Raw genomic sequence first — 13,800 nt, forward strand, 5'->3', positions numbered from 1 at the left:
CCACCGCACTTTAAAAATGGAGGTTTGGAATGAATTACATCATTCCGCCCATTCCTCCCATACCGCCCATTCCAGCACCTAGGTCGGCTTTATCTTCTTTTGGAATTTCAGTTACCATCGCTTCAGTGGTAATCATTAATCCTGCGATAGAAGCGGCGAATTGAAGGGCTGAGCGGGTTACTTTTGTTGGGTCAAGGATACCCATTTCCAACATATCGCCGTATTGTTCAGTGCCTGCGTTGTAACCGAAGTTTCCTTCGCCAGATTTCACCGCACTAGCCACCACAGAGGCTTCTTCACCGGCATTGGTAACGATTTGGCGTAACGGGGCTTCCATTGCACGCAAGGCAAGTTTAATACCCACATTTTGCTCTTCGTTGTCACCTTTTAAGCTGGCTGACACTTTGGTTGCCGCACGGATTAAGGCAACACCACCACCGGCTACAATACCTTCTTCCACCGCTGCACGGGTTGCGTGCAAGGCATCTTCAACGCGGTCTTTTTTCTCTTTCATTTCCACTTCGGTCGCCGCACCCACTTTAATTACAGCCACGCCGCCTGCTAATTTTGCCACGCGTTCTTGTAATTTTTCTTTGTCGTAATCTGAAGTACTTTCTTCGATTTGCTGACGAATTTGTGCGACACGACCTTTGATTTGCGCTTCTTCGCCCACGCCATCAATAATGGTGGTGTTGTCTTTGTTGATAACCACGCGTTTTGCTTGGCCTAAATCTTCTAAAGTCGCTTTTTCTAACTCCATACCGATTTCTTCAGAAATCACAGTACCGGCGGTTAAAATCGCAATATCTTGTAACATTGCTTTACGGCGATCACCAAAGCCCGGTGCTTTTACCGCAGCCACTTTCACGATTCCACGCATTGTGTTTACCACCAAGGTCGCAAGGGCTTCGCCTTCCACATCTTCAGCGATAATTAACAATGGTTTACCTGCTTTCGCAACAGCTTCTAACACTGGCAATAATTCACGAATGTTAGAAATTTTTTTGTCCACTAAAAGAATGAATGGGTTATCAAATTCTACGGTTGCAGATTCTGGTTTGTTGATGAAATAAGGTGAAAGGTAACCACGATCAAATTGCATACCTTCAACTACTGCCAATTCATCTTCTAAACCTGTGCCGTCTTCTACGGTGATCACGCCTTCTTTGCCCACTTTTTCCATTGCCTCAGCAATAAGTTTACCCACTACATTGTCTGAGTTTGCTGAGATTGTTCCCACTTGCTCAATTTCTTTTGAGCTTTCGCACGGTTTAGAAAGGGCTTTTAATTCTGCCACCACAGCACTCACGGCTTTATCAATACCGCGTTTTAAATCCATCGGGTTCATTCCCGCAGCCACCGCTTTTAAGCCTTCGTTTACGATAGCTTGGGCTAATACGGTTGCCGTTGTTGTACCGTCCCCAGCGGCGTCATTGGCTTTAGAGGCCACTTCTTTCACCATTTGTGCGCCCATATTTTCGAATTTATCTTCTAATTCGATTTCACGTGCCACAGACACGCCGTCTTTGGTGATGGTTGGTGCACCAAAGGCTTTGTCTAAAATCACATTACGCCCTTTTGGTCCAAGGGTTACTTTCACTGCGTCTGCAAGAATGTTTACACCGTTAAGCATTTTAACGCGTGCATCATTACCAAATTTTACATCTTTTGCTGCCATTTTTTATTCCTTATTAATCAATGAGTTGTATTGAGAAAAGTGCGGTGAAAAATAACCGCACTTTTTATTTGATTATTCTACGATCGCTAAAATATCGCTTTCAGAAATGATTAACACTTCTTCGCCATCAATTTTTTCAGCTTTCACGCCGTAACCATCATTAAAGATAATGGTGTCGCCCACTTTCACATCTAAAGGCAATACGGTGCCATTTTCCAAAATGCGACCTTTGCCCACCGCAAGCACTTTGGCTCGGGTTGATTTGGTTGCCGCTGAACCTGTTAAAACAATACCACCAGCGGAAAGGGTTTCCACTTCTTCACGTTTGATGATCACACGATCGTGTAATGGACGAATATTCATTGTAATTTCCTTCTTAAGTTGAGGGGTTAAAACAAAAGTATTCCTAATATAGGGGAAGATTTTTTACTTTCAAGAGAGAAATAAAAAATTTTTTATAAAAGCAAAATTGAATATTCTATGACTCAGCAAGTCTATATTCTGGACAAGATCTGGTATTTATTTTTCTAACGACTTATTTCTTTTTTCTTTGTAGATAAAAAATTTGTTATTTAGATTCTCCTTAAATGTTCGTTTAATTTTCGTGCAATTCTTTTAATCCTAATTTATCAAAGTTAATTTTAGTCATTTTGTTAGCTCTTGATTTAATTGAAAAATTTCAAGAAATGATCCCTAAAATTTTAAAAAATCCGTTTTTGTAAGTAGAAACTAACAAAAAAGGGATCATTTAGGATCATTTCGCCAAGAACAAAAACATTCAAAAAGAACAGAAAAAACGGAACGAACTATAAAAAGTCTTATTTTTTAATAGGTTAGTGAACAATACGAACAAAAAGAACTGAAAAAATATCAGCGATGGCGGTGAGAGGGACAACTGTTTTTTTGTCGTCAAGCCTTGCTATATCTGAAATCTTACGCTTATTCTACTTTGCTAAGGGAGTTAAAGGGGGAGTTAAACCCCTCAACTTTGTCTTTGCTTTGGTTTTGATTATCAACCATCAAACATCATCAGCATAATGAAAAATTTTAATATTCTTGGTTACTAGCCAATAAGCAAAAAAAATTTTTCTAGCAGCGTGAAAAAAAAATTTTTTTGTCTGTGTGTAAAAAACAGTGGGAAAAGTGGGAAAATGGGAAAAAACGTTAATTTTATGTTTATATTCAATAAGTTAAGCTAAAAATAAAAATGGGAAAATGCTCAAAAAAATGGGAATTTTCGCCCCCAAAAATGGGAATTTTCTAAATTTGTCTATTTTTTATTCGGTTTTGTGTCAAAATGCGATTTTTTTCAATTTGGGAAAAAATCCGCTCATTTTGGGAAAATTTCTTTAAATTTGGGAAAATTTTTTTTAATTTGGGAAAATGATTTTTTAATAACTTGTTGATTTATTTATAATAATCTATTTATATTCCTATATTTTCCCATTTTTCCCAAAATATTTTATATACTCTAGAAAATTTTATTTTATAGCTTGCTTGGTTTTGTGGGCGGCTGAGCAAAAAAAAGCCAACTTGTGAAGCTGGCTTTGTGAGTAAGTGCGGTGCTTATTCTTCCTGTTTTTCCTCTTCTTCGATTAAAGCGGGGTACACAATAAAAAAGCGTTTTCCTTTGCTGTTGATATACCGTTCTAATTTGGTCGGTACTTTATGCTGATAAGGTCTTTTTTCTTGCTCTATACCTTTCTTGAGCATTTTGTGCTTTTCCATTGCTTCAAACACGAGTTTACGCGGGAATTCGCTTTCTTTGATTACATCTTTAAAGGCTTTAGGGTGAATATAAAAATGCTCGGGTTCTTCGCCCACAATTTCCAAAACACGATAGCCCAAGATTTTTTGAATAATCCGCTGCGTGGTGGGTTCTGGAACTTGAATAAAGCCGCTTTCCGCGTTTTCATCAAGCCAGCCATTAAAGAACTCTATGATTTTTTCTTCTTCCCGCTCGCCCGTGCCGTAGTCTGTGTGCCAGTCGTTGAAAGATTGGATCAAACATTCGCGGTTATCCGCTTCGCTCCACTGGGTTAAATGGCGGGCGGTTTGTAGTGCGGTTTCGAGTATGGCGAAGTTTGTGCCTACCCGTTGCACCTGTGAAGCGGGGTTGCTGGCTAAGCGTTCCGCCCATTCCGCTTTATAGCGTTGATATTCGGCTTTGATAAAGGCTTGGTTTTCTGAAATGTATTTGATCCATTCTCGCCCTACTACGCCATAATGATTTAGGCTCGCTTCGTTTAGGTGATCGGCGTGAGCCTTGTTATTGGCAAAGCCGTGAAGATGATTGGCTTCGATTAAAGGAATATTCAAAAGCCGCACTAATTGCCCCGCGTTAATATTTACCCCTTTCGATTGTAAAAAGCCCTCTACGTCTTTTTCGCCCGTTGAAAGTGCGGTAATTTTCCAGCGTGAAAGTTCATCGTTACCGCCTTCTTTCATTCCTTTGGCTCGCCCTTTTTCGTTGAAAAGTGAATAGGCGATATTTTCCACATCGTAAATCTTTTTGGCTTGCCCCAATTCATCAAGGGTAATAAAGCCGTCATTTCTTGCCGCCGCTTCGTTGCTTAATGCGGTGGCGGTGGTGTTCCAGCTTAAATCAATTAAATCAGGGTTGCCATAAAGACTATTGGCAATGTTAAGCGTGGTTGTTTTCCCCTTGCTTGAAGAATTAAATAAATGCACGCCAAAACTTTTTGCATTAATCAGGCGTAACAGTGGGCTAGCTAAGACGGTGGCAATCCCTAACATCATCGACGTGTTTTTATTGGCATATTGGGCGATCTCTTGTTGCCAGCTTTCAAGCGTGCCTTTAGTGTCGTAGCCGTTGGCATTCGCACTTTTATTTTTAAAGATAATAGGGTGTTCCGGTGTGCCTAAAATCTCCCCGCTAGGCAATAAATACGCCCCATTATGCCAGCCTGTGGAATGGGTAACCGTCCAGCTTTCCACATTTAGCCCTAAGGCGTGGAAATGCTCCACAAGGTTTTGGGCGATCCCCGTTTTGGGTGTCATTTTAAAGCCTTGGTTTTTGAGCAATCGCCAAGCGGTATCAGTGCCAAAATCACCGCAATTTATCGCTTCAATGCGGGGTTCTTTTTCGTCTGGGTTGTGCCATTGGAAAATATAGAAATAATCGCCGTTTTCGTTTTTACCTTTGCCGATTAATTCCAGTTTATCGCAGATCCATTTCAAATCTTCCCGCAGCACTTCGCCCGTATCTTTGTCTAGCTTTGGTACAACATAAAATAGCCCCTCAAGTAGCCCGTTTTCGCGATAATCAATATAAGGCGAGGTTTTCGGGGCGGTCTGGTCTATGCTAGCTTGTGCGATCAGTTTCGCCGCCTCCGCTTCCCCCTTGCGGATCTTTTCAATGTAATTACTGAAATTCTCGATTAATTCGCCCGTTACAACGCTATGCAATGAAACGATTTTCGCGTCGGTTTTGGTGGCTAAATTATGACAAATTGCCGTTTTTTGTTCTTCCGTGAGCTTCCCGCATTCAAAGAGCTTGATATATTGCTGATTTTTCGGGGCAAGGGTGATTTCTGGAATATTTTTTAAAGGGTTCGGCCCAAAAATATAGGGCTTAAAATCGCACGGCTCTTTAAGCTGATTTTCGTTGAGCATTTGCCACAGCGTGCCTTGTCCATTGCCCCACGCTTCCCACGCCTCTTCACCAATTAAAATGATCTGATCTTCCATCGGTTGGGGTTTTGTGGCTTTATATTTTGTTTTTCCGTTCATCATAATTTCTAACCTTTTTTGCGTTGATTGCCGCCTCGTTTATTGAGGCGGCATAGATTAAATAAACATTTGCCCGCGTTTTGCCCTTATGGTTGCTTTGAATTTTTCTGTTGCTTCGCTGCGCACTTCCTTTTGAATAGTTTCTTTTTGCTCTTGATACCATTCATCAATAATTTGAAGCGTTTTTTTAGCTTCGTATAGGGTTTTGGGTAAGGCTTCCATAACCATTGAAATGCGTTCTTGTTCGGTTTCGGCTTTGTTTCGTGTAAAAGCAACGGTATTTAATAAGGAACGGATTAAATCAAAGTCATTTGATAACATTTCACTTTGATCTATTAAAGAATAAATTTGCTTTTGAACTCTTACGCCTAAAATCGTTTTGAATTTACTATTGCGCATTATTGCCCCCTTGTTCTGCGTCTTGCCTGCTTTTGGCGTTGTAGGTGCTTTCTGCGGGCTTTTTTCTGGTTGCGTTGGGTTTCTTTTAGTTGTTGCAAGCGTGCCGCCCGTTTTTGGGCGAGCTGTTCGGCGTATTCTGGCAGCATTAGCGCCATTTCTTCCGTATTATTGGCGAAAAACTCGATAAGCGTGCCATCTGGTAGGGTGATGCGTTTAGTGATCATCTTTTTAATGCACATAATCGCCCCCTTCGTTTTCCTTTTCTGCTGGTGTAGAGGTTTTTATTCCTTGCTCTATGATTTTCATCATCTCTTTTAGTATTTGCTGATTTGAATACGCATTTAATGCAACGTTGCTATATTTTGCGGATCGAATTTCCTTAATCGCATTAAATGCAATATTAAGATCTTCTTTTGATAGTGCTTCTTTTGCCTGATGAAACAAAAATTCTATCGTTATTAATTCATCTAAAAGATCAGCTTTAGTGAAATTAGTCATCTTTACCCCCTTTCAATTGCGTTATTGCCATTTCTAAGGCTTCTAAGGTTTTGCGGGCGTTGCTGGCTAAGGTTGAGGCGTTCCATAACATCGCACTAACAATTTCATTGCTTACGGTGAAATGGCTGTTTTCGGCTAAATCAATTTCTAAATAAGCGATGACGCCTTCAAGCTGAATTAAATGCTGGCTTAGTTCATCGTGTAAATTCAGGATATTACGCATTGTTCACCTCCAAGATCACAAAAAACGGGGCGACTTGTGCGGTGGCTTGCTCGATACTGTCGGCATTTATGCGCACGGTATAACGTGGGAAAGATGAGATTAATTTGCGTGTATTGCGTAAGTCTGAACGGCTCACGGCTTTGAATAGATAAAGCATTGCTGTAACTCCACTGAATAAATTTTTAGAAGTTACCGCTTGAAGTTTCGAGGCTTTTGGGCGGTAACGTGTTACGGGCTCGAAAACTGCGATCAGTGGAACACAGCAAAGGGCGAAACCTTTCCCATAACACGCTACCATAGAAGAACACGCCTGTTTTAGGCGTTCTTTGGGTGTGTTTGTGCTACGCATAAAAAAACACGCATTAATAGGCGTGTTACTATACGCCACTGATATATCGTTCGAGTTTCGAGGCTCGGCTACAGAATTTGCTGTAGCGGTATTACTGTAATTTTTTAGCGTGTTTTCTGTCAAGCAAAAATCTGCAAAAAAAGCACCGCACTTATAAAAAAATGGCGTGAATGCCTTGATTTTAAGGCGTTTTGGTGTATTATGAAAGTTATTCATAGCGTTCCTTTCTTGTTATGAATTGTTTTAATCTCATTTTGATTTAATTGATGGCATAGAGAAAAAAGGCTTACATTATTGGGGTGTGAGCCTTTTTTATTGGCTAAAATTTGAATTTCTGTTGTGGTTCTTCCTTTTTCATTAGGCTATCTAGCCGTTCTTGATTGCTCACGGCTTTTAGCGTGCCTTTGTCTATCTGTTCTTTTTCTGTTTCATTCCACTTTTGCGCCTCTGGGCAATCGATATAAACGGCTCTTTTCACTTCGTAAAGTTGCCCCATAAATTGCGCCTTTAGTTGCCCGCAACTCGGGCAATAAATGGTCGCTTTTACGCTTAATAGTGATGGTTTATTACTTGATCGGGTTTTGGTATCGCCCCCGCAAAACGGGCATTTGATATTGATTGCCATTTTTAACCTCTTAAATTCGCTTTTCTTGGCTTGCCTGTGCCTGCTGTTGTGCAATAAAACGTTCTACTGCTTCAACGGGATAGCGTGCCAGTCTGCCTAGCTTGATCGGTTGTGGAAAATTGCCCGCTTTTGTTTGCTCCCATAACCAGCTACGGGAAACGTCAAGCATTTTGCAAATAGTTGCGCTTGAATAAAAACGGCTTTCGCCGTTGCTGTTTTTTTCCATAGTTGCCCCTGTGTCTATGTTGTTCGATAACGTCTAGTGAGTTTTGTCTTGTTTGTCTGGGGGGAATGGTAGAAAGGTTAGAGCGTGAGAAAAATCGAAAAGAGAAAGAGAAAATCGAACGGCAAAAATTGCACCGTTCGATTATTTTATAGACTTTGTTCGATTATTTATTAGGCTGTTCGCTATCTAAGATAACGTTGATTTTGGTTTTTCGATTTCCGCTATTTTTTGGAAAGGTTAGCTTGAGTTCTTTCTTAGCTTTATCGAGATAATGGCGATCAGAATAAAGATCTGTAACATCTTTTAAATTATAACGCGCCTTTATTTCAGCGATTACGGCTTTAACTATCTGATAGCCGCCGCTTTCTGGATTTGCCTCTGCGGTGAGCTTGATTGCGTTAAAAATTGCTTTGTTGTAAAAGTCTTTCTTGTTTTTGATTTTTTCATCTGTTCCATTATTCGATTCTTCATTCGATTTATTTTTAATCGTTTTGTTTGTTTTTTCGGCTGTTTCTGTCGTTTCTATTCTTTCATCGGCTAGCCGCTTCAAATTGACTTGCACATTATCGATAATTCTTAGTAAGTCATCATACAAAATTATGATTTCATCAGCTGGAATAAAAAGCGGGTTTTCTAGCCTTAATTGATAAAATGCCCCTTTATTATTTTCAAGCCCTTCAATAGGTGGCGTGAATAAATCTATTCTCTGAATGTTTAAGCCGTTTTCTATAATTTGCATTTCTTCAAATATTGATGAATGCCCATTATATAAACTTTCTATTTTTAGCCCTAATAATCCATCAATCCCATAAGTCATCACTCTATTTTTACTAAAGAATTTATCTAATATTTCATCATTCATTTGTGTTTCTGGGGTTATGCCAAGAATATCGAATAAGTTTTCTGTATGTTCTTTCACCCAAGATTCAGAAGGAATATTAGGGCGTTCAATATTAAGCACGGCTAGCTTGCAATAGTCATCAAAGATAGTTAAATCGTTATAATCTAATTCTAAGGTTGAATGTATATCTTCTCTAAGCCTATTTTTTCCATTTTTTAAATCAATACAATATTTTCCATTAAGTATAATGGAATGGTTTAACTTAAATTTTATATGAATATAAGGTAGAAAATAGCCATTAAATAAATAATGAATCATATCATCTACGGTAGTTTGATGATTTATTTCATAAGTTAGTTTTTCGGCGGCTTGTTTTAGGGTGTACCACTTTCTAGGCGGTAAATTTATTTTTTGTTGTGCCATTTTGATTTAATCCTTGATTTTATTGATAGCAAAAAAGCCCATTATTGGGCTTTTCTTGATAGGGCTTTTTTATAGGCTTGTAGGTGTTCTCTTTTGCCTACTGAAAGCACAATAACTCTAATTTCATTGTCATTGACATCATAAACAAGCCGATAGCCCGCTGATCGCAATTTAATTTTATAAAGCGTTTGATAACCGTGCAATTTATCGCTTAAAACGTGGGGATTTTCCAGCCGCTCGATTAATTTTGCTTTAAATTGCTGGCGTAGGGTATCGCCCAATTTATGCCATTCTTTTAATGCCCGTTTATCAAAAGAAAGTTTATAGGTCATCTAAACGCACCTCGACGGGGTCAAGGGTTGCAAGGCGTTGTGTGGCGAGTTCGCCTAGTTCTTTGTCTTCAAGGATTTCTTGAATAACCGCAAAAAGACAGGGATTTACGCAATAAAACACGGGTTCATTACGGTTTAGAATAGCGATCGCCCCTTCTTGCTCTGTTCCCTCTGATACAATCCCCATAGGATTTTTTTTCAAGTCGCTAATGCTTGCCGTGTGGCGGGTTAAAATTTGCTGAATTGCCATTTTCTTAATCCTTACTTGTAGTTAATTTGTTCTAATATTAGCACTAATAAAAGATTTGTAAAAGTCTTATGATTGGTAAAATTGAGCAATAAAAAAGGGCGGTAATAAATCCGCCCAAAGCTTACTGCGTAACGAAAGCTAATCTATGATATTGATATTTTCAATTAATGCTACAGCGTTGTAGTCTTCGATAATAAAATCAGCCACTAAAGAATTATAAATATCTAGGCGATCTTTGGCTGGGTTACGTTCCATTATGCGGCGGATTGTGCCTTTTTGTACATAAAGGGAAAGATTATCAAGGCGGGTGATCAAAATGCTATCCGCTGGGAAATAATCCACGCCAACCGCTTTTAATCCGCCGATAAGTTTTTGTGATACGGTCATTCTTGGGCTGGATAAACTCGCGTCAATCGGGAAATCTGAAAGCACGTTTCGCCCGCAAATTGCGATCATATCCCCGCCGCCTTTGATTGGATCACCAATTTTGGCTAATCCTGCTTTTACTAGGGCGCCTAGGGTTTTATATTCTTGATCTGCCCCTACATTTGCCGCGCTAATCAATTTATCTACGGCGTTTTCTCGAATTTTTTGTAGCCAGCCTTTTTTTACATCTTCAGCCAATTTATTAATTGCTGGGTTAGAGGTTTGAAGGCGGTTTTTACCATTCCAGCCAACTAATAATAAACTTAATAAAATTTCAGTTGTTAGGTGTTCATCAAATTTTCGGCTGAAATCAACTTCTAGCACGCCAGCAATGCGATCTAATTTTGGATAGCTGATAGAGGTATCTAAATCAATTTGTTCACAATGGAATTTCTGCGGCGGTGAAATATGCCCTTTTTCTGGTGTGCGGTCGTGTTGGTTAATATCCGTCTGGCTAGGCATTGGCACGCTAATCCCTAGCGCTTCGCCTTTGTGTTCTGTTGTTTTGATGATATTGATTAAGCCTAAAAATGGTGAAGTTTCTAGGGATTTAAAAAATTCCTTTTCTACTTTTCCGTCTAAATCAAAAACGGCTAATGCACCGTCAATATTGACTTTAAGCATTGTAGATAAATGTTGGATGTAGTTGTTATATTGTTTTGCTGTGAAGTTTTCCATTGTTTTTATTCCTAATATAAGTTATCAATTAATTTTTGAAAGCCTTTTTTGGTTGTGGCTTGTTCTTTGCTGTCTTTCTCTTTTTGTGCCAATGTTTTTAATTCATCACGGTTCACAAAAAGAGGCAATTCCCATTCATTATCTAGCGGAATTTCGCTATTTATTCCTTTTTCAATCTTTTTAAGTAGCATTTGTTTTACGGCATATTCAAGCGTGCCTTTGTAGCTGTCATCAAGGGGATTAGGTTGTGCAACGCCGCTATATTTGAGCAATGAATAAAGGCGGGTTAGGGTGTCTTTTTGTTCATTTAAAAAATGTTCAAATAATGCGTTAAATTCAGCCAGTAGGCTTTTTTCTCGCATTTGCAAAATTTGCTGATATTCGTTAAATAAACGTTCTTTCTGTTGATATATTTTGGCGTCTATTTCTTCTAAATAGGCTTGGTAATATTCAATTCGTGTTTTTATACCCGTTTCAGCCTGTTTTAATGCAACATAATCATCAGCTGAAATAAAATTTTCTTTTTCTAGCTTGTTTTCTGCATTATTCGCTTGTTCGATTAAATCTTGCTGAAGTGCGGCAATAATATTCTGCGTTTTGCTTTTTTCTTTCAGCAGATTATCTAAGGCTTGTTTTTCAGCTAGATATTTCGTTTTATGTTGTTTAAATTCGGTTTTTGGTTTTTCCATTGGTTAAATCTCTTTTTGTGCGTTGATTTTGCTTTCTATCCAGTCTTCTATTTCGCTTTCCAGCCAAGCACGGCGATTTGCTGAAATGCTGATAGATTGTGGGAATTCATTTCTTGCCATTAGTGTGTAAATGGTCGTTTTTTTCAGGCTTGTGCGGTCGATCACTTGCTCAAGGCTGATAAATCGCTGTTTTCTTTGGTTTTCACTCACATTTTTAGCCCCTTGTCTTTTGTTTCCGCCCTGTTTCGTTGGCGTTCGTTTTTGTTCGTGTTAAGGATAAAAAAGGGGCGTTTTTTTGTCATTTTGTTTGAATTGTGAGGGTGATGATCACAAAATCAGGCTTATTTTTTATGTAGCAACGCCAAAAATAAGGCTAGAAATATGATAAGGGCAAAATTTAGCCAAAAAGCACCGCACTTTCTGATAACCAAAGCGAAAAAATGTTGCGTTTTTTTGCGTTGGTTTGCGTTGAAAATATGTAAGTGATGAATGCAATTCAAGCTAGATAGGGCTTGGCTTGAACCATCACCGCAATTTGCGTTGAAAACACTACATTTAATGCGCGGGCGTGGCGGGGAAATGTCAGCGATTTTTCAGCCGTGCGTTTTCCAGCATTTAGCGCAACTAGAAGCCCGTTAAGAAGGGAAAATAAGAAATATGTAAATAGGCTAAGCTAAAAGAAACGCCCCAAAATAGGCGTTTTATAGCGTTTTTGATGGCTGTATATAAATACAATAAGAATGAGCTAGTTTTGATATATGAATTATTTTCATATTCCATTGTTGAATATAAATTTAATAATGATAAGGATCGCAATGATTAAGCGTACAAAAGAAGAAAGGGCGGGAATGCCCGCCCTTGTTGTGCTATTAAGCTTTCATCGCTTTCAGTTTACACTGTTCCACATAATCGCCCCAGCATTGCATAATCACTTGTCTAGATTTCCATTTTTTGGATTTATCATAGGCTGCGCGAACCTTTCCGCGGTTTTCATGAGATAAACATAATTCCACGGCTTCAGCCGAAAAACGATCTAATTCATGCAAGTAGGTGCTGGCAATGCTGCGCAATCCATGAGCCACTAACAAATTCTTAAAGCCCATTCGCTTGAGTGCTACATTCGCCGCGCCGCTGCTCATTGGCTTATTATAAGGCGCAACGCGTGAACAAAACACAAAGCGACGGTTTCCAGAATAACGGCGCATTTGCTCTAACACATTCAACGCCTGCGAAGAAAGCGGAACACTATGAGGCCGTTTCCCGCCCTTCATTCGCTCGGCAGGAATATGTAGCACTTTTGCCTCCCAATCAATATCAGCCCACTCAATACTAACGGCTTCAGAGCTGCGCAGAATGCTCAACAACTGCCATTCAATTAATAGCGCGGTAGGCTTGCTTAAATTTGCACCATTCATCACTTCAAACAAACGCGGCAATTCTTCAGGCGAAATGGTTGGATGATTTTTAGTTTCCACATAAGTAAATTCATCGTGAATATTTCGAAAAGGATTTTTCACAATTAAATTTTCATCTTCTGCCATTCTAAAAATCTGATTGATTGCAATATTGATTTTATACAACGTATTCGAATTTTTCAGGGGTAACAATGCGGCCGAAAAAGTAGAATAATTCGCCTCATCAATCGGCAAGTTCCCAATTTTCTCAAACAAGTGCAATTCTACTCGGCGAAATGCTTCATTGACTGTTTGCACCTTCAACTTGCCCAATTTCAAGCGCTTATCACGCCATTTTTCAGCCATTTCCGCAAATGTGATTTTCTTTTCTTCAACAGGATTCAATAACATTTTACGGTAAGACTGCGGATCAATATTTCTAAGAATCAGCCCTTTATATTCTTGAGCCATTTGACGGGCAAAAGTCAAAGAAAGGGTTGGGTAAGCGCCTAAGCTCATTTTTTTATGCTTGCCGCCGAATGAGTAGGATAAATACCACAATTTAGAGCCGTTAGGCTTCACGCGGATCAGTAGCCCTGATTCCTTGCCATCGTGCTTAGTGTATTCTTTCGTTTGAGGTTTAAGGGATTGTAAAAAAGTGTCTGAAAAAGGTTTGATTAATTTCATATAAAAAGCCTTTGTTTGGTTAAAATTTAGCCGTTTTAACTCCCTCATAAAATCCCCAAAATAGTGAGGGAGTTAAAAAGGGAGTTAAAAACGGAAACAAAGACAAACATCAATGAACAAAAACAACAAACAATAAAGCTATAAATTGTTAATTTTCAATGATTTAAAGACAAAATAGACGTTATCAAACAACATAGACAAAGCACCGTGGCGGTGAGAGGGGGATTCGAACCCCCGATGCACTTTCGCACATACACGCTTTCCAGGCGTGCTCCTTCAACCACTCGGACATCTCACCATTTAAGAATCAGGGCGTGAATATAAAGATT

18 protein-coding genes and 1 tRNA gene are annotated in these 13,800 nt (G+C 39.2%); 1 reads left to right on the forward strand and 18 read right to left on the reverse strand.

Going from position 1 to position 13,800, the window contains the following annotated elements; translation table 11 throughout:
* Positions 1 to 34 precede the first annotated feature (34 nt).
* From groL to HBL79_RS07300, 16 genes are all read right to left on the reverse strand, one after another.
* Entirely contained in the window at positions 35 to 1,678 is a 1,644-nt protein-coding gene (gene groL / locus HBL79_RS07225; RefSeq protein ID WP_035687683.1) for a chaperonin GroEL, read from the reverse strand.
* A 72-nt stretch (positions 1,679 to 1,750) separates the two neighbouring features.
* Complete coding sequence (locus HBL79_RS07230) at positions 1,751 to 2,041, reverse strand: co-chaperone GroES (RefSeq protein WP_017806817.1); 291 nt, start codon at positions 2,039 to 2,041, stop codon at positions 1,751 to 1,753.
* 1,203 nt (positions 2,042 to 3,244) lie between these two features.
* Positions 3,245 to 5,434, reverse strand: a complete 2,190-nt coding sequence (locus HBL79_RS07235; protein ID WP_167316918.1) for a DUF927 domain-containing protein — start codon at positions 5,432 to 5,434, stop codon at positions 3,245 to 3,247.
* A gap of 54 nt (positions 5,435 to 5,488) precedes the next feature.
* Positions 5,489 to 5,830: a hypothetical protein gene (locus HBL79_RS07240; protein ID WP_035688146.1), complete on the reverse strand. Its 342-nt coding sequence runs from the start codon at positions 5,828 to 5,830 to the stop codon at positions 5,489 to 5,491.
* Positions 5,830 to 6,069 (reverse strand): hypothetical protein, encoded by a 240-nt coding sequence (locus HBL79_RS07245; protein WP_051128103.1) that lies wholly within the window; start codon positions 6,067 to 6,069, stop codon positions 5,830 to 5,832. Before HBL79_RS07245 ends, HBL79_RS07240 begins: the two co-directional genes overlap by 1 nt.
* Entirely contained in the window at positions 6,059 to 6,328 is a 270-nt protein-coding gene (locus HBL79_RS07250) for a hypothetical protein (RefSeq protein ID WP_035688144.1), read from the reverse strand. The genes HBL79_RS07245 and HBL79_RS07250 overlap by 11 nt, the downstream gene beginning before the upstream one ends.
* Positions 6,321 to 6,551 (reverse strand): hypothetical protein, encoded by a 231-nt coding sequence (locus HBL79_RS07255; protein ID WP_035688141.1) that lies wholly within the window; start codon positions 6,549 to 6,551, stop codon positions 6,321 to 6,323. The genes HBL79_RS07250 and HBL79_RS07255 overlap by 8 nt, the downstream gene beginning before the upstream one ends.
* Entirely contained in the window at positions 6,544 to 7,116 is a 573-nt protein-coding gene (locus tag HBL79_RS07260; protein ID WP_051128102.1) for an ash family protein, read from the reverse strand. Before HBL79_RS07260 ends, HBL79_RS07255 begins: the two co-directional genes overlap by 8 nt.
* Before the next feature lie 103 nt (positions 7,117 to 7,219).
* On the reverse strand, positions 7,220 to 7,525 hold the full coding sequence (locus tag HBL79_RS07265; RefSeq protein WP_035688139.1) for a hypothetical protein: 306 nt from the start codon (positions 7,523 to 7,525) through the stop codon (positions 7,220 to 7,222).
* Between the two features lie 10 nt (positions 7,526 to 7,535).
* A complete protein-coding gene (locus tag HBL79_RS07270; RefSeq protein ID WP_035688136.1) occupies positions 7,536 to 7,751 on the reverse strand; it encodes a helix-turn-helix transcriptional regulator in 216 nt (71 codons plus the stop codon).
* Positions 7,752 to 7,914: 163 nt separating this feature from the next.
* A complete protein-coding gene (locus HBL79_RS07275) occupies positions 7,915 to 9,015 on the reverse strand; it encodes a hypothetical protein (protein WP_051128101.1) in 1,101 nt (366 codons plus the stop codon).
* 41 nt (positions 9,016 to 9,056) lie between these two features.
* Positions 9,057 to 9,347 carry a type II toxin-antitoxin system RelE family toxin gene (locus tag HBL79_RS07280; protein WP_035688134.1) on the reverse strand — a complete coding sequence of 97 codons (291 nt, stop codon included), beginning with the start codon at positions 9,345 to 9,347 and terminating at the stop codon, positions 9,057 to 9,059.
* Positions 9,337 to 9,597: a type II toxin-antitoxin system Phd/YefM family antitoxin gene (locus tag HBL79_RS07285; RefSeq protein ID WP_035688131.1), complete on the reverse strand. Its 261-nt coding sequence runs from the start codon at positions 9,595 to 9,597 to the stop codon at positions 9,337 to 9,339. The genes HBL79_RS07280 and HBL79_RS07285 overlap by 11 nt, the downstream gene beginning before the upstream one ends.
* Before the next feature lie 138 nt (positions 9,598 to 9,735).
* Positions 9,736 to 10,701 carry a P2 family phage major capsid protein gene (locus HBL79_RS07290; RefSeq protein WP_035688129.1) on the reverse strand — a complete coding sequence of 322 codons (966 nt, stop codon included), beginning with the start codon at positions 10,699 to 10,701 and terminating at the stop codon, positions 9,736 to 9,738.
* An 11-nt stretch (positions 10,702 to 10,712) separates the two neighbouring features.
* On the reverse strand, positions 10,713 to 11,390 hold the full coding sequence (locus tag HBL79_RS07295; RefSeq protein ID WP_035688128.1) for a hypothetical protein: 678 nt from the start codon (positions 11,388 to 11,390) through the stop codon (positions 10,713 to 10,715).
* A 3-nt stretch (positions 11,391 to 11,393) separates the two neighbouring features.
* The gene (locus HBL79_RS07300; protein ID WP_035688126.1) at positions 11,394 to 11,600 is read right to left on the reverse strand and encodes a helix-turn-helix transcriptional regulator; all 207 of its coding nucleotides are present in this window, start codon (positions 11,598 to 11,600) and stop codon (positions 11,394 to 11,396) included.
* Positions 11,601 to 11,879: 279 nt separating this feature from the next.
* Between HBL79_RS07300 and HBL79_RS07305 the strand changes: the two genes are divergently transcribed.
* Positions 11,880 to 12,029: a hypothetical protein gene (locus tag HBL79_RS07305; protein WP_156127747.1), complete on the forward strand. Its 150-nt coding sequence runs from the start codon at positions 11,880 to 11,882 to the stop codon at positions 12,027 to 12,029.
* Between the two features lie 230 nt (positions 12,030 to 12,259).
* Here HBL79_RS07305 and HBL79_RS07310 read toward each other — a convergent pair whose 3' ends face one another.
* Positions 12,260 to 13,471, reverse strand: a complete 1,212-nt coding sequence (locus HBL79_RS07310) for a tyrosine-type recombinase/integrase (RefSeq protein ID WP_035688123.1) — start codon at positions 13,469 to 13,471, stop codon at positions 12,260 to 12,262.
* 208 nt (positions 13,472 to 13,679) lie between these two features.
* Positions 13,680 to 13,769: transfer RNA gene (locus tag HBL79_RS07315), tRNA-Ser, on the reverse strand.
* Positions 13,770 to 13,800: the final 31 nt, after the last annotated feature.

The sequence above is a fragment of the Avibacterium paragallinarum genome, assembly GCF_011765605.1.
Lineage (GTDB): Bacteria > Pseudomonadota > Gammaproteobacteria > Enterobacterales > Pasteurellaceae > Avibacterium > Avibacterium paragallinarum.

Excerpts from the sequence above, each read along its gene's own strand:
- groL (WP_035687683.1), bottom strand. The coding sequence starts at position 1,678 with ATGGCAGCAAAAGATGTAAAATTTGGTAATGATGCACGCGTTAAAATG.
- HBL79_RS07230 (WP_017806817.1), bottom strand. The coding sequence starts at position 2,041 with ATGAATATTCGTCCATTACACGATCGTGTGATCATCAAACGTGAAGAA.
- HBL79_RS07235 (WP_167316918.1), bottom strand. The coding sequence starts at position 5,434 with ATGATGAACGGAAAAACAAAATATAAAGCCACAAAACCCCAACCGATG.
- HBL79_RS07240 (WP_035688146.1), bottom strand. The coding sequence starts at position 5,830 with ATGCGCAATAGTAAATTCAAAACGATTTTAGGCGTAAGAGTTCAAAAG.
- HBL79_RS07245 (WP_051128103.1), bottom strand. The coding sequence starts at position 6,069 with ATGTGCATTAAAAAGATGATCACTAAACGCATCACCCTACCAGATGGC.
- HBL79_RS07250 (WP_035688144.1), bottom strand. The coding sequence starts at position 6,328 with ATGACTAATTTCACTAAAGCTGATCTTTTAGATGAATTAATAACGATA.
- HBL79_RS07255 (WP_035688141.1), bottom strand. The coding sequence starts at position 6,551 with ATGCGTAATATCCTGAATTTACACGATGAACTAAGCCAGCATTTAATT.
- HBL79_RS07260 (WP_051128102.1), bottom strand. The coding sequence starts at position 7,116 with ATGAATAACTTTCATAATACACCAAAACGCCTTAAAATCAAGGCATTC.
- HBL79_RS07265 (WP_035688139.1), bottom strand. The coding sequence starts at position 7,525 with ATGGCAATCAATATCAAATGCCCGTTTTGCGGGGGCGATACCAAAACC.
- HBL79_RS07270 (WP_035688136.1), bottom strand. The coding sequence starts at position 7,751 with ATGGAAAAAAACAGCAACGGCGAAAGCCGTTTTTATTCAAGCGCAACT.
- HBL79_RS07275 (WP_051128101.1), bottom strand. The coding sequence starts at position 9,015 with ATGGCACAACAAAAAATAAATTTACCGCCTAGAAAGTGGTACACCCTA.
- HBL79_RS07280 (WP_035688134.1), bottom strand. The coding sequence starts at position 9,347 with ATGACCTATAAACTTTCTTTTGATAAACGGGCATTAAAAGAATGGCAT.
- HBL79_RS07285 (WP_035688131.1), bottom strand. The coding sequence starts at position 9,597 with ATGGCAATTCAGCAAATTTTAACCCGCCACACGGCAAGCATTAGCGAC.
- HBL79_RS07290 (WP_035688129.1), bottom strand. The coding sequence starts at position 10,701 with ATGGAAAACTTCACAGCAAAACAATATAACAACTACATCCAACATTTA.
- HBL79_RS07295 (WP_035688128.1), bottom strand. The coding sequence starts at position 11,390 with ATGGAAAAACCAAAAACCGAATTTAAACAACATAAAACGAAATATCTA.
- HBL79_RS07305 (WP_156127747.1), top strand. The coding sequence starts at position 11,880 with ATGCAATTCAAGCTAGATAGGGCTTGGCTTGAACCATCACCGCAATTT.
- HBL79_RS07310 (WP_035688123.1), bottom strand. The coding sequence starts at position 13,471 with ATGAAATTAATCAAACCTTTTTCAGACACTTTTTTACAATCCCTTAAA.